This is a genomic window from Taibaiella sp. KBW10 (assembly GCF_003852495.1).
GTDB lineage: Bacteria > Bacteroidota > Bacteroidia > Chitinophagales > Chitinophagaceae > Edaphocola.
On the sequence record NZ_QAJI01000005.1, the window covers coordinates 638846 to 658554 of the forward strand.

A 19709-nucleotide genomic window follows, 5' to 3' on the forward strand; every position below is an offset into this window, starting at 1 on the left:
AAGAGTTTATGGTAAGGGAAAAGGGGTTATATAAATTTATTCATTTTCGCTGTTTTGATGGCATCTGCTTTAGAATGCACATCCAATTTACTGTATATATTTTTAAGGTGCGATTTTACCGTTTCCAGATCAATGAAGAACTCATCTGCTATTTTGCCTCTTGTTTTGCCATTAGCGATCTGCTCCAGGATTTCTGTTTCTCTCTTGGTAAGCGGAGACTCGTTGCTCCTTTGAAAAGAGTTCACCACCATCCGGGCAATATGTGCACTCATCGGACCACCGCCCAGCATCACTTCATTAATCGCTTCCAGAATTTTCTGTGGCGGGGTATTCTTAGTAAGGTATCCCGAAGCACCTTTGCTGAGGGCTTCAAAAACAGTATCCTGAAGTTCGTTAACAGATAAAATAATAATAGCCGTATCCGGAACCAGTGTTTTGAGCTTTGGTAAGGCCTGAAGTCCTGACAAGCCCGGAAGTTGAATATCCAATAAGATGACATCGGGGTTGAGACCGACGACGTTTTTAAGCGCACTTTCAGCATCGGCAAAGACGGCCTTCACATTATAGCCCTCTGCTTCGTTCAGCAGGAATTGAAAACTTTCTCTGATAATGGCGTCGTCTTCAATTAATACAATGACAATATCACTTGTAGTAGAATTATTTTTCATTTTTTGCATTATGCTAACAAATTTAGCTATTTATCCTTTATACTACGTAAGAGGGTGTAAAACTATTTATGTCCTGATTCAGTAATCGTAGATATACCAGTGCTGTGGTAAAAATATCATTGCGGCAATACCGGGCAATATCTTCCAGTTTGTGTTCCTTCCAGTAGGCATGGCCCACTTCACTTCCGTCCATCTCTGTCTTAGAAGACGGCACTTTTAAGATTTGGGCAAGTAAATCCAGTGCAGTATAGTGTTTATGATCGCCAAATCGCCAGAGTTCAAGGGTGTCGATATGGTGAATTTGCCAGGGTTTCAGTCCAGAAAGTTGCAGGCTTGCGGGCAGCGGTATTTGATGGATGGCACATCTCCGGCAGATATAAGGAAGGTCAAACTCTTTAATATTATGGCCACAGAAAAGCAATTCCTTATTTTTGAGGGCTATTTTATCGACCAAAGCGATAAATTCCTGTAGCAATGCAGCTTCGTCGTCATTTTGTAATGATTTGATCCTTATTGTTTTATGATCCTGATCAATAAAGCCCAAACCGATACAGACTATTTTGCCAAATTCAGCGTAGATGCCGGCGCGGTTTTCATAGCTCAGGGCACTATCGTTCGCTTCTGCCTCACTCAGTTTTAGAAAAGCCGCCTTTCGTTGCCAGTGTGCCTGCATTGCTTCATTGAGCGCTGTATATTCCGCATACATGCTTACCGTTTCGATATCAATCACTAGAATTTGGGACAATTGAGACATTTTCATATATTTTATATTGTATACTCCGATAAATGTGCTATATTGTACTATGTAATAAAGTTATTATTTATTAACCTAAGTAAATAAAAGTAATATAAAATCGTAGTATTTTTACTACAAATTAGATTTAACCCCGGTTGCCCTAAGCATTCCCCTAACTCATGTATCCTCCAATATGCGCCATTATATCAGTATAAAACTTTGTCTTTTATTTGTGTTACAGATGTTTGCAGGTAATTTGTTTGCACAGGAAAAAAGCCCTTATTTCCAGGGCAAAATTTCTTATGTGCTCAATTATTCCGATTTTCAGGGCAATAATATTAATAAAAAGGTAGCTGCATTCTTTGACCGGGAACAACATTTGTATATCAATGATCAGAATTATAAAATATTGGATCAGTATAATAATCATGTGAAGCTGTATAATGCGCTTACCAATTCCTATTTCTACTTCAACAGAGATAAAACTGCTTATAAGATTGACGTGACCAGTAAAACGACCCAAAGGATAAAAGTATTCGAGGTAGAGGATGTGGATACTATTCTCGGCTATGCCTGTAAAGCCGTAAAGGTTGAGGCTGACTTCAGGGCGTACATATACTTTTACTCTCCTTTGATTAAGGTCGACTACCACGTATATCATAATTATAATATGGAAGAGTGGAACGCATACCTCAAGGCTTCTGAAGGCGCGTTGCCTTTAAAAGTCATTACCCTTGACCTTCGTGGCAAATACGTAGAAGACAAGGAAGCGGTATCGGTTACGCCCATGCTCCTCGCAGCGGCAGACTTTTCTTTTCCTAATGATGTGAAATTGAGGCGCTTGAAATATGGATTAGACCTGATTTGGTAACAAATGCTATATTAATTAATTATTAACTCTCTGTTCGCATCCCCTAAGCTCGCATTATAGTTAATACATTTGCCCCAAATTTTAATAGCATAATCAAAATTATATGGGTTTAAATTCATTTTTGAAAGCCTTCCTTCCTAAGGATAAAATCTTTTACAGTTTGTTTGAGCAAATAGGGGAAAACCTTCAGGGTATGTCCAATGCCTTTGTATTGGCACTGAACGAACCTAACTACGACAAACGCAGAGCGGACCTGGAAAAGCTGGAGGATTGGGAGCATAAAAACGATAACCTTTCCCATAAAGTATTTGTTGAATTAGGGCAAAACTTTATTACCCCTTTCGATCGTGAAGACATCCACTACTTAGCTACGGCGCTGGATGATGTAGCCGATTTTATGTATGCAGCCGGTAAAAAGATCGTGACTTATAATGTTACCGAACCCAACGATTATATGAAGCAAATGGCTTTGATCGTTCAGGAGTCGGTAAAGCACTTATCTATTGCTGTTGATCACCTGAGAGATATGAAAAACATCAGGGCTATCACCGAAAGCTGTGTTAAAGTAAACAGCCTGGAAAATGAGGCAGATGATGTATACACGGCAAGCATTACCGATTTGTTCTCTTCTAATCTGCCGGCTATTGAGATCATCAAATTAAAAGATGTATACCAGGACCTGGAGTTTATTACAGACAAATGCGAGGATGCCACAAATATTATTGAATCGATAATAGTGAAATATGCTTAATCCGCAACAAACGGATTAAACACTTCTTTTAAATTTATCTCAATAGTATTTATTCTATTATTCTATGTTAACATTACTCATTGTCATCATTGCATTAGCCTTAATATTTGATTATATTAATGGGTTTCACGATGCGGCAAATGCCATTGCCACAGTAGTTTCTACCAAGGTATTAACACCCTTACAGGCAGTGGTTTGGGCAGCATTCTTCAACTTTGCAGCATATTTTATTTTTGATCATGGCGTCGCGAATACGATTGCCAAAACGGTAAAAAGCGAATACATCACCCTAGCCGTAATTCTGGCAGGGTTGATTGCAGCCATCGGCTGGAACCTGATTACCTGGTGGTTCGGTATTCCATCCAGTTCTTCCCATACCCTAATTGGTGGTTTCGGGGGTGCTGCGATTACACATGCCCTGTTGTCGACCAATGGTGGGGTTAGCCTGGCAGCCATCGATGGCCCTACTATTATTAAAATTATCAGCTTTATTATCCTGGCTCCGTTTATGGGGATGCTGGTCGCCTTTATTATTTCCCTTTGGTTTCTGCACTCCTTTAAAAAAGGACCCTGGCCCAAAGTTATTTCTATTGCGATCATTGCCTTATCCATCAACTCTCTGTCCTTACTGATCGAAACGCCTAACTATGCTATTGATCAGGGCGAGAAAAAGATTGAGCAGGTCAGTAAAAAGATTACCGCCTTATCTCTTACTCCCGATCAGGATGTTAAAAAGATCACGGATGAAAAATTAAAAGAAGAGGCGACCCCTTTATTTAAAGATTTAAAAGAAGCAAAAAAGAAAGTAGCCTCGGCGCAGAAATCTTTAGATAGTTCAAAACCGCATTTCCTTAAAGTTTTACTGTTTGGGCATAATATGAAATGGGCTTTATTGTTCTTCATTTTAATGTCGATGTCTCTGTTTACTTTGTTCTTAAGTTCCCTGAACTATGCTCAATCTGAGCGTTGGTTTAAGCGGATGCAACTGGTCTCTTCGGCGGCCTTTAGTATCGGACATGGTGGTAATGACTCTCAAAAAGTAATGGGTATCATTATGGCGGCCTATATTGCTTATGATCCCGCAAACTATAGTTTAGACCATATGGTGGCCTGGGTGCCTTTAGCCTGTTATACCGCGATTGCCTTAGGTACGATGAGTGGTGGCTGGAAGATCATCAAAACCATGGGTACCAAGATTACCAAAGTAACGCCTTTTGAAGGAGTAGCTGCAGAAACAGCGGGTGCTTTGACCTTGTTTATCACTGAAATGATGAAAATACCGGTGAGCACTACCCATACCATTACCGGTTCTATTATCGGGGTGGGGGCAACCAAGCGTTTATCTGCAGTACGTTGGGGTGTAACCATTAGCTTGCTATGGGCATGGATCATTACCATTCCGATCTCGGCCTTATTTGCAGGGCTCATCTACCTGGTTTTATCCTTATTCGGACTAAAATAGAAGTGCAAAAAATAATTAATTTCCAAAAGGTTGCTGTTATAAACAGCAACCTTTTTTTGTCGGCATATCGCGCACTATCCTGAAATACACGGTATGGGCGGGATAAAGTAAAATACTTATCTTTACCCACAACATACGTAAACCGTTTTTTTTATGTCAAAAATTAAAATAGGAATGATGATGCTAACTGGAGCATTAGCATTAGCTTCTTGTAAGGGCTCCACATCGGGTACTGGTACAGAAGCTGCTGAAAAAGCCGACGCCGGCTATAGTAAGGACTTTAAAGTAGAAGCCGATGCTTTTGCCGATTTGCAATTATTACGCTACGAAGTACCAGGTTGGAGCGAGTTGAGCTTGCAGCAAAAAACGCTGGCCTACTATTTGTATGAAGCTGCCTTGAGTGGTAGAGATATCTATTACGATCAAGCCAATAAACATGGTTTGACCTTACGTAAAACTATCGAAACAATTTACACGACATACAAAGGTGATAAAAACACGGAAGACTGGAAGAAATTTATGACCTATGCCGGTCGTTTTTGGTTCAGTACGGGCAATCATCACCACTATGCAAAAGATAAGTTCATTCCCGAGTGTTCCGAAGCCTATTTTCAGTCTTTGGTAAAAGGAAGTGATACCACAAAATTACCCTTAGACCAGGGCGAAAGTGTAGATGCATTCCTGACCCGTATTCATGCACCTTTGTACGATATGAAGTACATGCCTAAAATGGTGGATTTGCGTGCAGGCGTAGATAATGTGGTTAATTCTTCTAACAACTTTTATGAAGGGGTAAGCCAGAAAGAAGTGGAAGCGTTCTATAACGATCCGGCTTTATTTCCGCATTCAGATAAAGAACCGGAATGGGGGCTGAACTCTAAAGTGATGAAAGATGCTTCCGGTAAACTGGTAGAGCATGTATGGAAGCAAGGTGGGATGTATGATGCCGCTATCAGCAAGATGGTTTTCTGGCTGGAAAAAGCGGTGACTGTTGCCGAGAATGAAGCGCAGAAAAAAGCCCTGTCCCTGTTGGTAGAATACTACAAAACCGGCGACCTTAAAAAATGGGATGAGTATAACATTGCCTGGACGGTAGATACGGCAAGCCGTATCGATGCTTCTATCGGGTTCATTGAAGTGTATAATGATGCCATCGGTAAAAAAGGAAGTTATGAAGCCGTGGTTTCTTTGAAAGATCTGGCGACAACAAAAATTGTTTCTAAAATTGCCGGTGAGGCGCAGTGGTTTGAAGATAATTCTCCATTAATGCCGGAGCATAAGAAAAAACAAGTAAAAGGAATTACCGCTAAAGGGATCACCGTGATTGTGGAAGCCGGAGATGCGGCACCAAGCACGCCTATCGGGATTAACCTGCCCAACTCTGACTGGGTTAGAAAAGATCATGGTTCTAAATCGGTTTCGCTAACGAATATCGTACATGCTTATAATGAAAGCAGCAAATCCAGCGGAATGCTTGAAGAGTTTGTCGATAATCCTCAGGATATGGAGCGTATGAAGAAATATGGTAGCTTAGCGAGCGATCTGCATACAGATATGCATGAATGTATCGGGCATGCTTCAGGACAAATTAACCCTGGCGTTGGTACACCGGACAAAACCCTGAAAACCTATGCCAGTACTTTAGAAGAAGCGCGTGCCGATCTGGTAGCCCTATATTACATCATGGATAAAAAGCTGATCGATATCGGGGTGATGCCTTCTCTGGAAGTAGGACAAGCGGAGTATTACAGCTATATGATGAATGGTTTAATGACCCAGCTGACCCGTTTGAAACTGGGCGATAAGATCGAAGAAGCGCATATGCGTAACCGCGCCTTAAACGCTTATTGGGTTTATGAAAAAGGTAAAAAGGATAATGTAGTGGAGTTGATCAAGAAAGACGGTAAAACCTATGTCAAAATCAATGATTACAATAAACTGCGTACTTTATTCGGCGATTTATTAAAAGAAATACAGCGCATCAAGTCTGAAGGCGATTTTAATGCCGGTAAGCACCTGGTAGAAACGTATGGCGTAAATGTAGACCAAACCTTGCATAAAGAAATCCTGGATCGCTATGCCAAATTAAATACAAAACCTTATCGCGGCTTTATCCAACCTCGTTTGGTTGCGGTAATGAATGGTGATAAGATCACAGACGTGAAGATCGAATATCCGACTTCCTTCTACGATCAAATGGTAGAGTATGCAAAAGGCTATACCTTATTGCCGGCTAAGAATTAATTAAGCATACCAATTCATTACATAAAAAGAAACCGCNNGCGGTTTCTTTTTATGTAATCCTGATTAGGAACTTATCTTAATCTATCGAGTGATTTGATGAGCTTTTCATCTTTTCGGATGCCTCTTAAGGCAAAAATTAAAAAGAAAACCGTAATAAAAGGTAAGAACATTCCGATCCATAAGTTTCCTTGTGCGCCGGGATAGTTGTTCCAGAAACTATTTAAGCCTACAAAAAGCCAGAAGAGCAAGCCTATGCTCAAGAGTATATTGATCCATATCAGTCCTATTTGGCGTTTCCTGTTTTTAAACATAAAGATGCTCACCAAACTGATTATAGTACTCAATCCGGCTAAAACAATGGCCAGGTAATCGTTCTTGATATTCGTGATTTTTCGAAGGCTATTCAGCGCTTCGGCAGTAAGCTCCATCGTTGGCGAGCTTTGATAAACATTAAAATAGAACATCCCCGCCATCGCAAGTCCTGCTAATAAAAGCCATACCGATTGTATTCTTTGAATCATATTGTTGTGAGATTAGTTGATGAGATCGAAAGGTACATAATTTTTAAGAACTTCGGGAATACGGATACCTTCTGCCGTCTGGTTGTTTTCAAGGATACAGGCCAGTATTCTCGGTAAAGCCAAAGAGCTGCCATTCAGAGAATGTAACAGTTCTGCCTTGCCTTCTTCATTCCGGTAACGAATCTTCATCCTGTTGGTCTGAAAGCTTTCAAAGTTAGATACAGAGCTTACTTCAAGCCAGCGCTCTTGTGCGGCACTATATACTTCGAAATCGTAGGTGAGTGCAGAGGTAAAGCTCATATCCCCACCGCAAAGCCGTAAAATACGGTATGGCAGGTTCAATGCCTGAAGTAATTTCTCAATATGCAATACCATCTCTTCCAGTACTGCATAAGAAGTTTCCGGTTTTACTAATTGTACGATCTCGACCTTATCAAATTGGTGCAAACGGTTTAGGCCGCGCACATCTTTACCATAGCTTCCGGCCTCTCTTCTGAAACAAGGCGTATAGCCCGTCATCTTGATCGGGAGCTGCTCTGCTTTCACGATTTCATCCCGGTAAATATTCGTTACCGGTACTTCCGCTGTTGGGATCAGGAAGAAATTGTCTTCCGTTGCATGGTACATTTGTCCTTCCTTATCCGGCAACTGTCCGGTACCATAAGCAGAAGCTTCATTTACCAAATGGGGTACCTGTACTTCTTCAAAGCCTGCAGCGGTATTGTAATCCAGGAAGTATTGAATCAAGCCACGTTGCAAACGGGCACCTTTGCCACGATATACGGGAAAGCCGCTACCGGTAAGCTTATTGCCCAATTCGAAATCGATAATATTGTATTTACTTGTCAATTCCCAATGCGGTAAAGCGCCTTCCGGAAACTCCGGAATAGTACCGCCGCTGCGCACCGTTTCATTCTCTTCGGGCGTGATGCCTTCCGGTACACTGCTGTGCGGCAGGTTGGGCAGGGAAATGATTTTATCCGTAAGTTCTTGTTCCAGGCCGGCAAGGTTCGCCTGCAGCGTTGCTGCTTGCTCTTTCTGAGCGGCTACTTCCTTCTTTGCGGCTTCGGCCTGTTCTTTTTCACCTTTGGCCATCAGGGCACCGATGCTTTTGGACGCCTGATTCATACTCGCCGTAAGCGATTCTGATTGTTGTTGGATATGTCTTTTTTGCTCGTCCAGGGCGATGATTTCCTCTACAATGCCGAGCTGTTTAAAGTTCTTTTTCTTAAGACCATTCAAGATCCTTTCTTTTTCCTGCGCTTGTCTGAATAGCGTAATTGGTAGCATAATGATTCTATTTTTGCTGTAATATTTTACTATTTGCAAATGTATTAATTTGTTGCTGGACTTACGCATTAAATTGAAGTGACCCCTATTTTCTTCGAATGGGCTCATAGGTTGGGCTACAGAACATATAAGCAGAAAAATTCTTTGAAAAAAAAGCAAAAAAATTTTTGCTGTTAAAAAAAGTTAATTACCTTTGCAATCCCAAAAGGGGAAAAAGTTCTTTCAAAAACAAAAAATAACGCGCCGCTTTAGCTCAGTTGGTAGAGCAGCTGATTTGTAATCAGCAGGTCGCTGGTTCAAGTCCGGCAAGCGGCTCTCATTGAGATTTGATGTGACGTGCAGCAATGTTCTTTCATATCTTTTTGTTTCAATCGGGTAGGTGGCCGAGTGGTTAAAGGCGGCAGACTGTAAATCTGCTCACTCACGTGTACGGAGGTTCGAATCCTTCCCTGCCCACTTTTTTGTTAGCAAACCGGTTTTACCTGTTTGTTTTTGCGGGAGTAGCTCAATTGGTAGAGCGACAGCCTTCCAAGCTGTAGGTCGCGAGTTCGAGACTCGTCTCCCGCTCATTTAAAATTATAATTCGAATGAATTGTTGTATGGTATGTTAAATGTTGTTGCATTACAACAAATGCCCTGCCTCAATTCATTTTTTTTGTAGTAAAACAAGCTGTTGTAGCTCAGTGGTAGAGCACTTCCTTGGTAAGGAAGAGGTCGGCAGTTCAATCCTGCTCAACAGCTCATTATTTTAATGGGCTTTTTGCCTTTATTTATGTGTGGAGATAGTATAATCTGTTACAATAAATATAAATTTAATATAATGTGCACTTAATAATTTGTACAATATAAAAAATATACATACATTTGCAATCTATTTTGAAAAAGAAATAGAACAATTAAGTATAAATTTTTAAAAATTAACACAACTCTTTAAAAAAAAATAACAATGGCAAAAGAGACCTTTAGCAGGGAGAAACCCCACGTAAACATTGGTACAATCGGTCACGTTGACCACGGAAAAACAACTTTAACAGCTGCTATTACTTCTGTATTGGCGTCCAAAGGTATGGCTGCTAAAAAAGGTTATGATGAAATTGATGGTGCTCCGGAAGAGAGAGAGCGTGGTATCACGATCAACACTGCACACGTAGAGTATCAAACTGTAAACCGTCACTATGCGCACGTTGACTGTCCAGGTCACGCCGATTATGTAAAAAACATGATCACTGGTGCTGCACAGATGGATGGTGCGATCTTGGTAGTAGCTGCTACTGATGGTCCGATGCCTCAAACTAAAGAACACATCTTGTTGGCTCGCCAGGTAGGTGTACCTCGTATCGTTGTTTTCATGAACAAAGTTGACTTAGTTGATGATCCAGAGATCTTGGAATTAGTTGAATTAGAAGTTCGCGAATTATTATCTAAATACGATTATGATGGTGATAATACACCAATCATCAAAGGTTCTGCATTAGCTGGATTGAATGGTTCTGAAGAGGGCGTTGCTCAAATCGAAGAATTAATGGCTGCTGTAGATGAGTGGATTCCTTTGCCTCCACGTGCTATTGATCAAGCATTCTTGATGTCTGTAGAAGATGTATTTACGATCACTGGTCGTGGTACAGTTGCTACTGGTCGTATCGAGCGTGGTGTGATCAATGTAGGTGATAACGTTGAAATCGTTGGTTTTAACGAATCTCCTTTGACTTCTACTTGTACAGGTGTTGAGATGTTCAAAAAATTATTGGATCGTGGTGAAGCTGGTGATAATGCAGGTTTATTATTACGTGGTATCGAGAAAAAAGATATCCGTCGTGGTATGGTAATCTGTGCTCCAAAATCAATCACTCCGCACACTGAGTTCAAAGGTGAAGTTTACGTACTTTCTAAAGAAGAAGGTGGACGTCATACTCCATTCTTTAACAAATATCGCCCTCAATTCTATTTCCGTACTACAGACATCACTGGTGAGTGTATGTTACCTGAAGGAACTGAAATGGTAATGCCTGGTGATAACGTGAATATGCACGTGAAATTGATCGCTCCAATCGCAATGGAAAAAGGTTTGAAATTTGCGATTCGTGAAGGTGGCCGTACTGTAGGTGCTGGTCAAGTTACCGAGATCGTTAAATAAGAATTACCTTCTTAGATATAGAAAATGCCTCCGAATTTCGGAGGCATTTTTTTGTGCTTCTATTTTACCTTGAAGTGACTATAATGCACAATGCACCCTGAAAACATGGTTAACGCATTGAAAAAGAATACATAAACATAATATGACATCCTTAACTTTGTAGCTGAAACGGTTATTTATGCGTAATATTTTCTTTCTTGTTATTCTTTTTATTTACAGTAGCTTGGCTCTGGCTCAGGGCCCGGGCAATTATTATTCGGGTACGCTGAACCTGCAGGGATATACCCTGAAAGCAAAGCTACATGAGCTTGTTGCTAAAAAAACGACGAGTTGGAACTATGGGGATTTACCCCTGTTTTATGAACAAACCGACCGGGATCTGTACTACGAGCAGGATAGCTCGATAATTGATATCTATTCCGAAAACCCTTCGGGTGTTGATCCCTACAACTACTATTACCAAAATAACAGCCTGATCAGCGGCGCGGCTACAGAAGGACTGGGTTGGAACAGAGAGCATATCTACTCTCAAAGCTTTTTTAATAGTTATTACCCCATGTATTCCGATTTGCATTTTATTGTGCCTACAGATGCACGGGTCAATCAAAGACGCAGTAATTTTCCTTTTGCCAAAGTGGGTACCGCAGCGTTTACCTCTCTGAACGGAACCAAAGTCGGACCCTCGGCCACTCCTAATTATACCAATACGGTTACGGAACCCATAGATGCCTTTAAAGGCGATGTCGCGCGGATGCTGATGTATGTTGCCGTGCGCTATGAAAATATGCTTCCCTTTTTTCAGTATAGTAATGTTAGAAATCCGCTGGATAGCCTGAGCGAGCAATCATTTAAGAATTGGTATATTCCTTTATTATTGAGTTGGAATCAATTAGATCCGGTATCACAAAAAGAGATCGATCGTAATAATACTGTATACACCTTACAGGGTAACCGTAATCCATTTATCGACCATCCGGAATGGGCGCAGGCAATATGGGGGGTGCTTCCTGCCGATACGAGCAGACCTGATGCGCCTTACCAGGTTAGTATGGTACAGAAAGGTAAATCTTTTATAAGCGTAACATGGCCATACGTTCAGGGAAATGGTTGGGCATACGAAGTTTTTTTGAATGGCGCCTATCAGGGTTCGACCAGAGCACTTAACTATACGTTCAACCACCTTAACCCGAATACCCCTTACGAGATCAAAGTGCGCAGTTATTCACAGAGCTATGTCAAGAGCGACTTCACTGCGCCGATAAATGTAACTACTGCCGATACCGATACCTTTGCCAACGATTTGCTCATCACAAAATTTATTGTGGGTACCGATTATAATAAAGCGATTGAAATCAGTAACCAAACCGGCTATGCTGTAGACCTGAGACATTATTACCTCAACATGCGGCAGGAGAATAATACTTCCGGCGCACTGTATTGGTCTTCCAATAAAATTCAGTTAGAAGGTACTTTAGCCCACAACCGGAAACTGGTAATCATTAATCCCAAAGCGCAATTAACCTGCTTTGACCAGGACAGTGCCGATATTATCTCCAATGGCTTGCCGATGAACTTTGACGGGAAGCTGGCCCTGGATTTGCTGTATGACAATACACCCATCGATCGTATGGGAGATGCTTCGGTCATCGGGAATTATGCAGTGCATAAAAGCCTTTACCGAAAAGAGCATATTAAAAACCCTGTAATAGCTTTTGATACGGCACAATGGACGGTTTATCCGGTGGATTATTGTGAGGGTTTAGGCAATCCCGAGTCAACCACCGGAATCGCCAAGACAATTGTGCAAAAAGCATTTAAAATCTATCCAAACCCGGTAAAAGGAGGTACTGTATCTTTTACCGGAACTGCCTTAGAAAGGGTACAGGAAGTGCAACTGATTTCGATGGAGGGGAAGGTATTGCAGACCTATTGCCAGCCATTTAGAACAGGCAACAGCATCGTATTACCCTATCAAATAAAGGGATTGTATCTCCTGATTATCGACGGGATTGCTTACCGTATTGTTGTAGAATAACGCATTTGTAATGTGTGCACTGCTTTTAGAACAATATAGGGGAGTCTCTAATTACTCGCATAATTTATCGATAAAAAGGACGCCTTGAATATGGTCAAACTCATGCTGGAAGATCACGGCAGTAAAGTTTTCGGGTCGTACATGGCCGGAAAATTTCTCTTGTTTTAAGATGCCATTTTCATCATAATAACGCACCTCAATCCAGTCGTAGCGACGGGAATTACCCCTTATGTCGGGAATGGAAAGACATCCATCTCTTTTAAAGCAAACAGTTTCGGGTGCATGTGCGATGATCTTTGGATTGATGGCAACCTGTACCTTTTTTGACGTCTCATGAATACGGGTAAACAAGAAAATATTTCTGTTGATGCCAATCTGAGGTGCGGCAATGCCGATCCCTTCCTCTTTGTCCATCGTGACCTGCATTCTTTTCAACAGTAGCGAGAGGTCCTTGTTATTTTTTATCTTTTTCAAATCCCGGGAAGGCGTGCGTAAGATTTGTGAATCTTTAGGGTCTACAATCGTCAATACCCTGAAAGGATTGGCCTCTGTACCCGTATGGATCAATGCCCGTTCCTGTTTGCTAAAGTTGAGCGCAGGACTGCATGCAGTAAGCATACCAAAACTGCTGATTAGGCATAATAAGAGAATTCGTTTTATCATAGGAAAAGTAATAAGACCTTAAAAGTAAAACAATCTTCGCATTTTTAGGAAAGGGAAATAGTGGCGCACAATATGTTTATAAAATATTCATTATATCTTCAATACATATATGATATATTGATAAATATAAATACATTTGTAGGAGCAAAGCTTATTCTATCACTTCCTAAAAATAAAAACATCATGACAAAAAAATTACTATTCTTAGCCGTATTGCTGATCGGCAGTATTTATTCATTCGCACAAAAAGGACAGATCTGGCCCACACAGACCAGGCAAGAATTTGATATTGATAAAGAGGGTAACATAACAAAGGAATATGAATCGACGGATTATAATTCCTATTATTTATTCATCAATAACAATGAGTTCATCCATTGTACGGGGACCATTACCAGTCTGTATAAGATCGTTAAGCGTACAGAAAAAAAAGGGGCCATGGAGTATACGACAGTAAGCGAAGTGGGTAATACCTATAAAATGACTTTTAATGAAGCGGAAAAGCATATTATCCTCACTTCTATAGACAGGGGGTATAGTATTTACCTTACCTGCCTGAAACCGTATCAAACAGAAGTATTTGACAATATTAACCGATAAGATCTATTGTAAGGACAAAGCCTCCGCATCATGCGGAGGCTTTGTCCTTATATAAATTACAGTGTCGCCAAGCTTATTAGCGCACCAATAATATATCTCCTGAGTGGGTCTGAATATTTTTCAGGTTATTGCTATCCCGGTATTTTAAGACATACATATATACGCCTGCATCTGCATAATCTCCTTTAGTGTAGGTGCCCTCCCAGCCTTTTTGTGCATCTTTGGTATGAAAAATAACCTGCCCGTAACGGTTGTAGATATAGAGTTCATAAAAAGACAAATCGCAACCGGCGGTAAACTTCGGCATAAACTGGTCATTGGTTCCATCCCGGTTTGGTGTGAATGCATTTGGGATCATGATATCACAATTACAATCTTTGATGATGACCTGTACCGAATCGGTTTGTGTTCCGCATACATTATGTGCCGTTACGATGTAGCGGCCAGTCTGCATCGGCCTTATCGTCGTAGAGGCAGCACCGGTATTCCAGGTATACGAGCTGGGTAAATTGGCGATTGCATGAAGGTCAATAAGTGTATTATTACAGATTGTGGTATCTGATTCCATAATGTGTACAAAAGGAATTACTTTATTTACCACAATAGTATCACTTGCGATACACCCTTTTTTAGAGGTCGTCAGATAATATTTACCCGGTTCGGTGATGGCCATTCCTGAACCGATGGTGCCATCTTGCCACAGGTATCGATCAATATCGGCAGCATAGGCATCCAGGAACATGCTCTGCCCTGCACACAAAGTTGTATCATTACCCAGGTGCAGCATATTCGTAACCATTTCTACTTTAAAAGAGTCGATGGTCAGGGTGCAATTCTTATAATTATATACCCAATAAGTCCCGCTGGTTGTTATGGGCAAACTGGAGCTGTTAGCCCCTGTATTCCATATATATATACCGGCATCGGGGACGGAGGCATGTAAAATGGCGTTAGCTCCGTTACAGAATACCGTATCCTTACGGCGCTTAGCGATAGTATCCATATTGGTATTGACAACAATATTACTTCCAAAACCCATATAGCTTACCGTATCTGGAGGGGCAAAGCCGATGGTGTAGGTCGCGGCTGTACCGCTTAGATTGGGAAATTCAATCCGGTCGATCCGGGTGGATATTGTAAAGGGACTCTGGCTAACCAGTGTTCTGGTAAGGTATAGTTTCCCGTCGGGGCCTGACTTCAAGCCGGCATTAGACTCGCCTGTTACAGGGCTTGGCCCTAAAGATGCTTGAGAACCGGCAATGGCGGTCAAGTTGGGGTATAAAGACAGATTGTATTGACGGACACCCGCACTTCCTGCACTGATGTACAGTTTTGATTGGTCCGGGCTCAATGCCATAAATATACCGGGATTTATAGGTATAGATTCAAAATCAGAAACCACTCCCGTCATATTATTGAACTTAGACCTTATGATACTTGAAGTACCCGAGGAGTAGAGAATGGTACCGGAAGGGTTGAATAGTGTACCGGGGATTGTAGCCTGATCATCGGCAGTTGCGTTGCTAATGACGGGAGTGGCCTGTATCCCGGCAGCCGTTATTTTATAGGCATAATAAGCATTATTATTGGCCTGATCCCTTCGGACCAGCAACCAATAGGAATTACAATCTGCTGCCCTGGCACTGGCGAGTACTTCTGAAATGCCGGAGGAGAGCAACACCATATTCTTCATTCCGGGCACAATATCTCCCTTGCCATTATTCAGCGTCATATCTACGAGGTGATAGTATAGTTTTCTGGGAGGACTAATCTCATAGGGGTCTACCGTGAAGACAAAATATTGTTGTGCATTTCCGGGATGCTTGATCACCTGTACCCCATAGGCGGCTGATCCGATCGGCTGGTTATTTATTACCGGACCGTTACCGGAAAGACCACCGGAATTGGGCATCGGATCTCCATTGCGATCCCATATACGGCCACCCATGGTATAGAACAGCAGGTTGCCTTGAGCATCACTTACTGTAGTGGAGCTTTCCCAGCTACGCATACTGCTGTTGCTACTATAGCTTGCATTGGGTGTATTAAAAGAGATGCTTTTCCCGATACCGAAGTGCCAGTTATTATTTTCTCCCTGGGCAAATGTCCGGCTGGAAATATATAGCAACGAGAATACAAAAAAACAGGTAAAGAACTTCATGTCAGATATTTGATTGTGAGCAAATAGGAGGCCGGTGGATAAAGAATATATCCGATTTGGCAAAAACAAATCTAAACAAAATTTGGCATCTTTTATAGTCTAAGTACCTGTGTATTAATAAAAAAAAGCCAATCACAACAGGTGATTGACTTTACAATAATATTTTATGCCGAAAGTAGTCCGGTCTCTAATTGCTTTCTGCTTTTGATCAACACGTTTGGAGATGGCGTGGTATTACCCTTTAAAATACTGATAATATTTTTGAGTACCTATTTCCAGCATCGGGATATCATCAGTGGTATCCCCGTAGCAAAAGATCTCCGTATAGTTTTCTAAATCGTATTTTTCTTTAATCCTTGTAACCTTTACACTTCCTTTGCAGTTTGTGCCCTCGTATCTGCCGGATATATGTCCGTCGATAACCTGGTATTCAGTACAAATGAGCTCCAGGTCAAGGGCATCACACCAGGGTTTAACCCAATATTGTGCCGAAGCGGTAACCACGCAGATAAGATGATGCTTATTTTTATGTTCTTCTATAGCTTCCAATGCATCTTTTCGAAGTATTTTATGAAGCTTATAACGACAATATTCCGCCCCTGCTTTAATCATATCCTGTTCACTTCTTTTGCTGAAAAAACAGGCAAAGATCTTTTCCTTTGCCTTATCTGCATTGAGTAATTTCAGTTTGTATGCCAATAGTACCGGTGCGGCTGCAAGGGATCCGGTAATCAATTTTAATGCTGAATTACTATATAAGATAAATTCAAAAAAAGAATCCTTATTGGTTATTGTACCATCAAAATCAATGAAGACAATCGAATCAGTGGGATTTTTCTTGTTTAACATATGATTCTAAAAATTTAAAAAATGTACCGGGTGTATATGGAGGCGTTTGCTCATTGAGTAATATAATCGAAGAGGAGCATATAGGTTTAAACTGAAGATACTTCTGAGCGGATGTGTCAGATGCCGGAACGTTAGTGTACGGAATATGATACGCATCTAAGCGGTATGCTGTACTAATGAAATCATTTGGGATCACTTTTACAGGGGTACGCATTTTTTGTAGCCATACGTATTCATTTCTCATTTGCTGGCTAATGATTAAATTGGAACCAACAGCGATGCCTAAAATAAAGATTCCATTAATCCCGATCAAGCCCAGGTTTACCGTCTTTAAAATCCTTATAGCGCTAACTTTTTTAGCTTGGGATTCATAAAATACAATCAGTAAAATGGGCAAATACCAAAGTTGGGGCACATAACGACTCAACCAGCATTCGGGTATGATAAATATACTAATCGTAATAAAAGCAAGCAGGAATATAAAGGCCCTCGGAAGGGGGACCCTATAAATAACCAATAATAAGAGCAGGATAACAGAAAGAATGAGAATCGCCCAGAATAATGGCCCCATGCCGCCATATAATACACTCACACTTTTAAAAACAGTCCATTCTTTTAACGTGACCTGGTAAGGCAATTTTAATTCCGGTTCCGGGGTAACGCTACTGCCATGTACATTACTGGATTTTGAACTATTAGCGATAATGAATTTCTGTACCCTGTTTTTCGTATCAAATGACTTCGGAGCGTTGGCACCAACCATTATATTTATGGCTTCCTTACCCATAAGCGGATGAAAGATATGATGTCCGGAAGATATATTGGTATAATAAGGATTAGCCGCGATAAAGATTCCTGCGATCATGCCCAATATATTGATCAGGAGAAATCTGCGTACCAAGGGCTTATTTCTGGAATAAAGTAGATAGCCCAGGCCTGCAGGAACGAAGAGGCATACATAAACCAGGCCAGTAAATTTTAAGCTGGCCAACAGCAGGATACCGGTTAGCCATAACCAATAGCCGAGCTTTTGCTGCTTCGCAATAAGCAGGAACCCGATGATCAGAATGAGGAATAAAGAAGCCACTTGCCCGTCAAACATAAAGGCAAACAATTGTGTGCTAATAATCGGATTGAGGATCAGGAGGCTGCTATATATAAACGCTTTTCTATGGTGAAGATTAAGGTGTTTTTTTAAGTAGGAAAAGGTAAGCAGCCATGCAGCCAGTGCTACGAGCAGATTTGAAACTTTACTTGTTTCAAACATACCGGTAAATTGAGTGATGGAGCTGCCGAATATTTCAAATGCTTTGGCATAGTGATTAATATACACAGCATTCGGTATTTCATTTCCTAAAAACGTCCTGAAGGGATTCCAGCCATTAATTAATTCATGGATTGCTTGTAAATGATAGGTCTGTCCATCATGTGAATTGTCCCAGATGAAAACTGAGGTCAATAACAGCAGCGCAAAAACAAGCAGGAAATGGAAATAGCTGAAGAGGACGCGCTTGATATCTGTACCCTTATCTGTTGTATACCGATATACGAAGTAAGTGCATAAGAATACAGACATTAGTGCAGCGATAAAGCTGTTCTGAACGAAGAATGCAATATTACTAACATAACCGACTGCAGTCCAGAACAGGACCAAAACATATAATGCTAAACATTGAAATGCAAGTATCGGTCCGTTTACTTTTTCGCGATAGGTATTTAATAATCTATGCATGACCTAAATAAATAAAATATAAAACAGAGGAGAACCAGAGCAACACACAGATATGGATGAATCTATCTTTAAATAAAATCTTAACAGGATTGCCCGATTTTTTATCTACGAAAAGGAGGTGTAAATACTTAGACAGCCCCAGAACCACAAATATATCAGAGAGGTAAAAATAGGAACCGAAGTTCTGCACTACCGAATCAGAAATAGAATAGATAATATATATAAATACCAGCATCGAAGAGGTAATAACAATCATCGCATCCAGGTAAATCAAGTTATAATACTTTGAGGTTTTCCGGACGACCTGCTTGCTTTCTTCCTGAATTAATATATCATCCCGCCTTTTGCCCAGCGCTATTAAGGAAGCTAAGAAAAACACGGTGATCACTAACCAGTGCGATACTTCAATATTGGCGACCACACCACCATAAAATAACCGGATTTCAAAGAAAATAGCAATGGAGAAAATATCAATAATCAACTGATTTTTTAGCCAGAAGCTATATAATACATTGAATGCAAGATAAAAACACAAAAATAGTAAGGCAGATGCCGAAAGGAAACGGGGTGCAATGAGCACAACACAGATCAAAAGAATGGCCAGAATGACCAGCGCAGCCGTAACACTAACCTCTTTGGCTGCTATAGGCCGGAATTTTTTTTTGGGATGATTGCGGTCATGGGGAGCATCAACAATATCATTGATAATATAGATACTACTGGACAGCAGACAAAAAATTAAGATCGCAATGAGCACAGAAATCATGACATCGGGATCAGTGATTTTTCTTCCGAAAAAACAAGGTAAGAGAATTAATAAATTCTTAACCCAATTATCGGCTCGTAGAAGCCGAAATAAGGTGCTTAATAGCTTGGTCATGTAAAGGCATTTGGTTACTGTCGTACTGAGTATTGTGTTAGAAATATTGTACCCCTATTTATCCGGGCTTCCTATCTTTAAAAGAACCGCTAATATATATAAAATAATTGAC

16 protein-coding genes and 4 tRNA genes are annotated in these 19709 nt (G+C 40.8%); 11 read left to right on the forward strand and 9 right to left on the reverse strand.

What is annotated here, in order from left to right; all coding sequences use genetic code 11:
* Nucleotides 1–26: 26 nt before the first annotated feature.
* Together DBR32_RS13210 and DBR32_RS13215 are read right to left on the reverse strand one after the other, a co-directional pair.
* Complete coding sequence (locus DBR32_RS13210) at nucleotides 27–668, reverse strand: response regulator transcription factor (protein WP_124636807.1); 642 nt, start codon at nucleotides 666–668, stop codon at nucleotides 27–29.
* Between the two features lie 37 nt (nucleotides 669–705).
* Complete coding sequence (locus tag DBR32_RS13215; protein WP_199724489.1) at nucleotides 706–1422, reverse strand: 3'-5' exonuclease; 717 nt, start codon at nucleotides 1420–1422, stop codon at nucleotides 706–708.
* A 214-nt stretch (nucleotides 1423–1636) separates the two neighbouring features.
* Here DBR32_RS13215 and DBR32_RS13220 point away from each other — a divergent pair, with 214 nt between their 5' ends.
* The 4 genes from DBR32_RS13220 to DBR32_RS13235 all read left to right on the forward strand — a co-directional run bounded on the left by DBR32_RS13220 (nucleotide 1637) and on the right by DBR32_RS13235 (nucleotide 6732).
* Nucleotides 1637–2275 (forward strand): hypothetical protein, encoded by a 639-nt coding sequence (locus tag DBR32_RS13220; RefSeq protein WP_124636809.1) that lies wholly within the window; start codon nucleotides 1637–1639, stop codon nucleotides 2273–2275.
* 103 nt (nucleotides 2276–2378) lie between these two features.
* Nucleotides 2379–3026 carry a DUF47 domain-containing protein gene (locus DBR32_RS13225; protein WP_124636810.1) on the forward strand — a complete coding sequence of 216 codons (648 nt, stop codon included), beginning with the start codon at nucleotides 2379–2381 and terminating at the stop codon, nucleotides 3024–3026.
* Nucleotides 3027–3090: 64 nt separating this feature from the next.
* Complete coding sequence (locus tag DBR32_RS13230; protein WP_124636811.1) at nucleotides 3091–4488, forward strand: inorganic phosphate transporter; 1398 nt, start codon at nucleotides 3091–3093, stop codon at nucleotides 4486–4488.
* 153 nt (nucleotides 4489–4641) lie between these two features.
* A complete protein-coding gene (locus DBR32_RS13235) occupies nucleotides 4642–6732 on the forward strand; it encodes a hypothetical protein (protein ID WP_199724490.1) in 2091 nt (696 codons plus the stop codon).
* Nucleotides 6733–6803: 71 nt separating this feature from the next.
* On the opposite strand, the gene DBR32_RS13240 is transcribed toward DBR32_RS13235, so the two are convergent.
* Complete coding sequence (locus tag DBR32_RS13240; RefSeq protein ID WP_124636812.1) at nucleotides 6804–7253, reverse strand: DUF4293 domain-containing protein; 450 nt, start codon at nucleotides 7251–7253, stop codon at nucleotides 6804–6806.
* Between the two features lie 12 nt (nucleotides 7254–7265).
* Nucleotides 7266–8543: a serine--tRNA ligase gene (gene serS / locus DBR32_RS13245; protein WP_124636813.1), complete on the reverse strand. Its 1278-nt coding sequence runs from the start codon at nucleotides 8541–8543 to the stop codon at nucleotides 7266–7268.
* A gap of 242 nt (nucleotides 8544–8785) precedes the next feature.
* Between serS and DBR32_RS13250 the strand changes: the two genes are divergently transcribed.
* The 6 genes from DBR32_RS13250 (at nucleotide 8786) to DBR32_RS13275 (ending at nucleotide 12712) form a co-directional block, all read left to right on the forward strand.
* Nucleotides 8786–8858, forward strand: a tRNA-Thr gene (locus DBR32_RS13250).
* A 58-nt stretch (nucleotides 8859–8916) separates the two neighbouring features.
* A tRNA-Tyr gene (locus DBR32_RS13255) sits at nucleotides 8917–8999 on the forward strand.
* 38 nt (nucleotides 9000–9037) lie between these two features.
* A tRNA-Gly gene (locus DBR32_RS13260) sits at nucleotides 9038–9110 on the forward strand.
* A gap of 102 nt (nucleotides 9111–9212) precedes the next feature.
* Nucleotides 9213–9284: transfer RNA gene (locus tag DBR32_RS13265), tRNA-Thr, on the forward strand.
* Between the two features lie 205 nt (nucleotides 9285–9489).
* Nucleotides 9490–10677 carry an elongation factor Tu gene (tuf, locus tag DBR32_RS13270; protein WP_124636814.1) on the forward strand — a complete coding sequence of 396 codons (1188 nt, stop codon included), beginning with the start codon at nucleotides 9490–9492 and terminating at the stop codon, nucleotides 10675–10677.
* Nucleotides 10678–10855: 178 nt separating this feature from the next.
* Entirely contained in the window at nucleotides 10856–12712 is a 1857-nt protein-coding gene (locus DBR32_RS13275) for an endonuclease (protein ID WP_124636815.1), read from the forward strand.
* Nucleotides 12713–12763: 51 nt separating this feature from the next.
* Here DBR32_RS13275 and def read toward each other — a convergent pair whose 3' ends face one another.
* On the reverse strand, nucleotides 12764–13375 hold the full coding sequence (gene def, locus DBR32_RS13280) for a peptide deformylase (RefSeq protein ID WP_124636816.1): 612 nt from the start codon (nucleotides 13373–13375) through the stop codon (nucleotides 12764–12766).
* 183 nt (nucleotides 13376–13558) lie between these two features.
* Here def and DBR32_RS13285 point away from each other — a divergent pair, with 183 nt between their 5' ends.
* Entirely contained in the window at nucleotides 13559–13975 is a 417-nt protein-coding gene (locus tag DBR32_RS13285; protein WP_124636817.1) for a hypothetical protein, read from the forward strand.
* A 76-nt stretch (nucleotides 13976–14051) separates the two neighbouring features.
* Here the strand turns inward: DBR32_RS13285 and DBR32_RS13290 are convergent, their stop codons facing one another.
* The 4 genes from DBR32_RS13290 to DBR32_RS13305 form a co-directional block, all read right to left on the reverse strand.
* On the reverse strand, nucleotides 14052–16136 hold the full coding sequence (locus tag DBR32_RS13290) for a gliding motility-associated C-terminal domain-containing protein (RefSeq protein WP_124636818.1): 2085 nt from the start codon (nucleotides 16134–16136) through the stop codon (nucleotides 14052–14054).
* A gap of 234 nt (nucleotides 16137–16370) precedes the next feature.
* Nucleotides 16371–16985 (reverse strand): HAD-IB family hydrolase, encoded by a 615-nt coding sequence (locus tag DBR32_RS13295; protein WP_124636819.1) that lies wholly within the window; start codon nucleotides 16983–16985, stop codon nucleotides 16371–16373.
* The gene (locus DBR32_RS13300; protein ID WP_124636820.1) at nucleotides 16960–18717 is read right to left on the reverse strand and encodes a hypothetical protein; all 1758 of its coding nucleotides are present in this window, start codon (nucleotides 18715–18717) and stop codon (nucleotides 16960–16962) included. The genes DBR32_RS13295 and DBR32_RS13300 overlap by 26 nt, the downstream gene beginning before the upstream one ends.
* Nucleotides 18710–19597, reverse strand: a complete 888-nt coding sequence (locus DBR32_RS13305; RefSeq protein WP_124636821.1) for a UbiA prenyltransferase family protein — start codon at nucleotides 19595–19597, stop codon at nucleotides 18710–18712. The genes DBR32_RS13300 and DBR32_RS13305 overlap by 8 nt, the downstream gene beginning before the upstream one ends.
* Between the last annotated feature and the right edge of the window lie 112 nt (nucleotides 19598–19709).

What these genes read in the sequence shown, in the direction of transcription:
- DBR32_RS13290 (WP_124636818.1), bottom strand. Translation starts at nt 16,136, where the DNA reads ATGAAGTTCTTTACCTGTTTTTTTGTATTCTCGTTGCTATATATTTCC.
- DBR32_RS13230 (WP_124636811.1), top strand. Translation starts at nt 3,091, where the DNA reads ATGTTAACATTACTCATTGTCATCATTGCATTAGCCTTAATATTTGAT.
- def (WP_124636816.1), bottom strand. Translation starts at nt 13,375, where the DNA reads ATGATAAAACGAATTCTCTTATTATGCCTAATCAGCAGTTTTGGTATG.
- DBR32_RS13235 (WP_199724490.1), top strand. Translation starts at nt 4,642, where the DNA reads ATGTCAAAAATTAAAATAGGAATGATGATGCTAACTGGAGCATTAGCA.
- DBR32_RS13305 (WP_124636821.1), bottom strand. Translation starts at nt 19,597, where the DNA reads ATGACCAAGCTATTAAGCACCTTATTTCGGCTTCTACGAGCCGATAAT.
- DBR32_RS13300 (WP_124636820.1), bottom strand. Translation starts at nt 18,717, where the DNA reads ATGCATAGATTATTAAATACCTATCGCGAAAAAGTAAACGGACCGATA.
- DBR32_RS13285 (WP_124636817.1), top strand. Translation starts at nt 13,559, where the DNA reads ATGACAAAAAAATTACTATTCTTAGCCGTATTGCTGATCGGCAGTATT.
- DBR32_RS13225 (WP_124636810.1), top strand. Translation starts at nt 2,379, where the DNA reads ATGGGTTTAAATTCATTTTTGAAAGCCTTCCTTCCTAAGGATAAAATC.
- DBR32_RS13210 (WP_124636807.1), bottom strand. Translation starts at nt 668, where the DNA reads ATGAAAAATAATTCTACTACAAGTGATATTGTCATTGTATTAATTGAA.
- DBR32_RS13295 (WP_124636819.1), bottom strand. Translation starts at nt 16,985, where the DNA reads ATGTTAAACAAGAAAAATCCCACTGATTCGATTGTCTTCATTGATTTT.
- DBR32_RS13240 (WP_124636812.1), bottom strand. Translation starts at nt 7,253, where the DNA reads ATGATTCAAAGAATACAATCGGTATGGCTTTTATTAGCAGGACTTGCG.
- DBR32_RS13275 (WP_124636815.1), top strand. Translation starts at nt 10,856, where the DNA reads ATGCGTAATATTTTCTTTCTTGTTATTCTTTTTATTTACAGTAGCTTG.
- serS (WP_124636813.1), bottom strand. Translation starts at nt 8,543, where the DNA reads ATGCTACCAATTACGCTATTCAGACAAGCGCAGGAAAAAGAAAGGATC.
- tuf (WP_124636814.1), top strand. Translation starts at nt 9,490, where the DNA reads ATGGCAAAAGAGACCTTTAGCAGGGAGAAACCCCACGTAAACATTGGT.
- DBR32_RS13215 (WP_199724489.1), bottom strand. Translation starts at nt 1,422, where the DNA reads ATGTCTCAATTGTCCCAAATTCTAGTGATTGATATCGAAACGGTAAGC.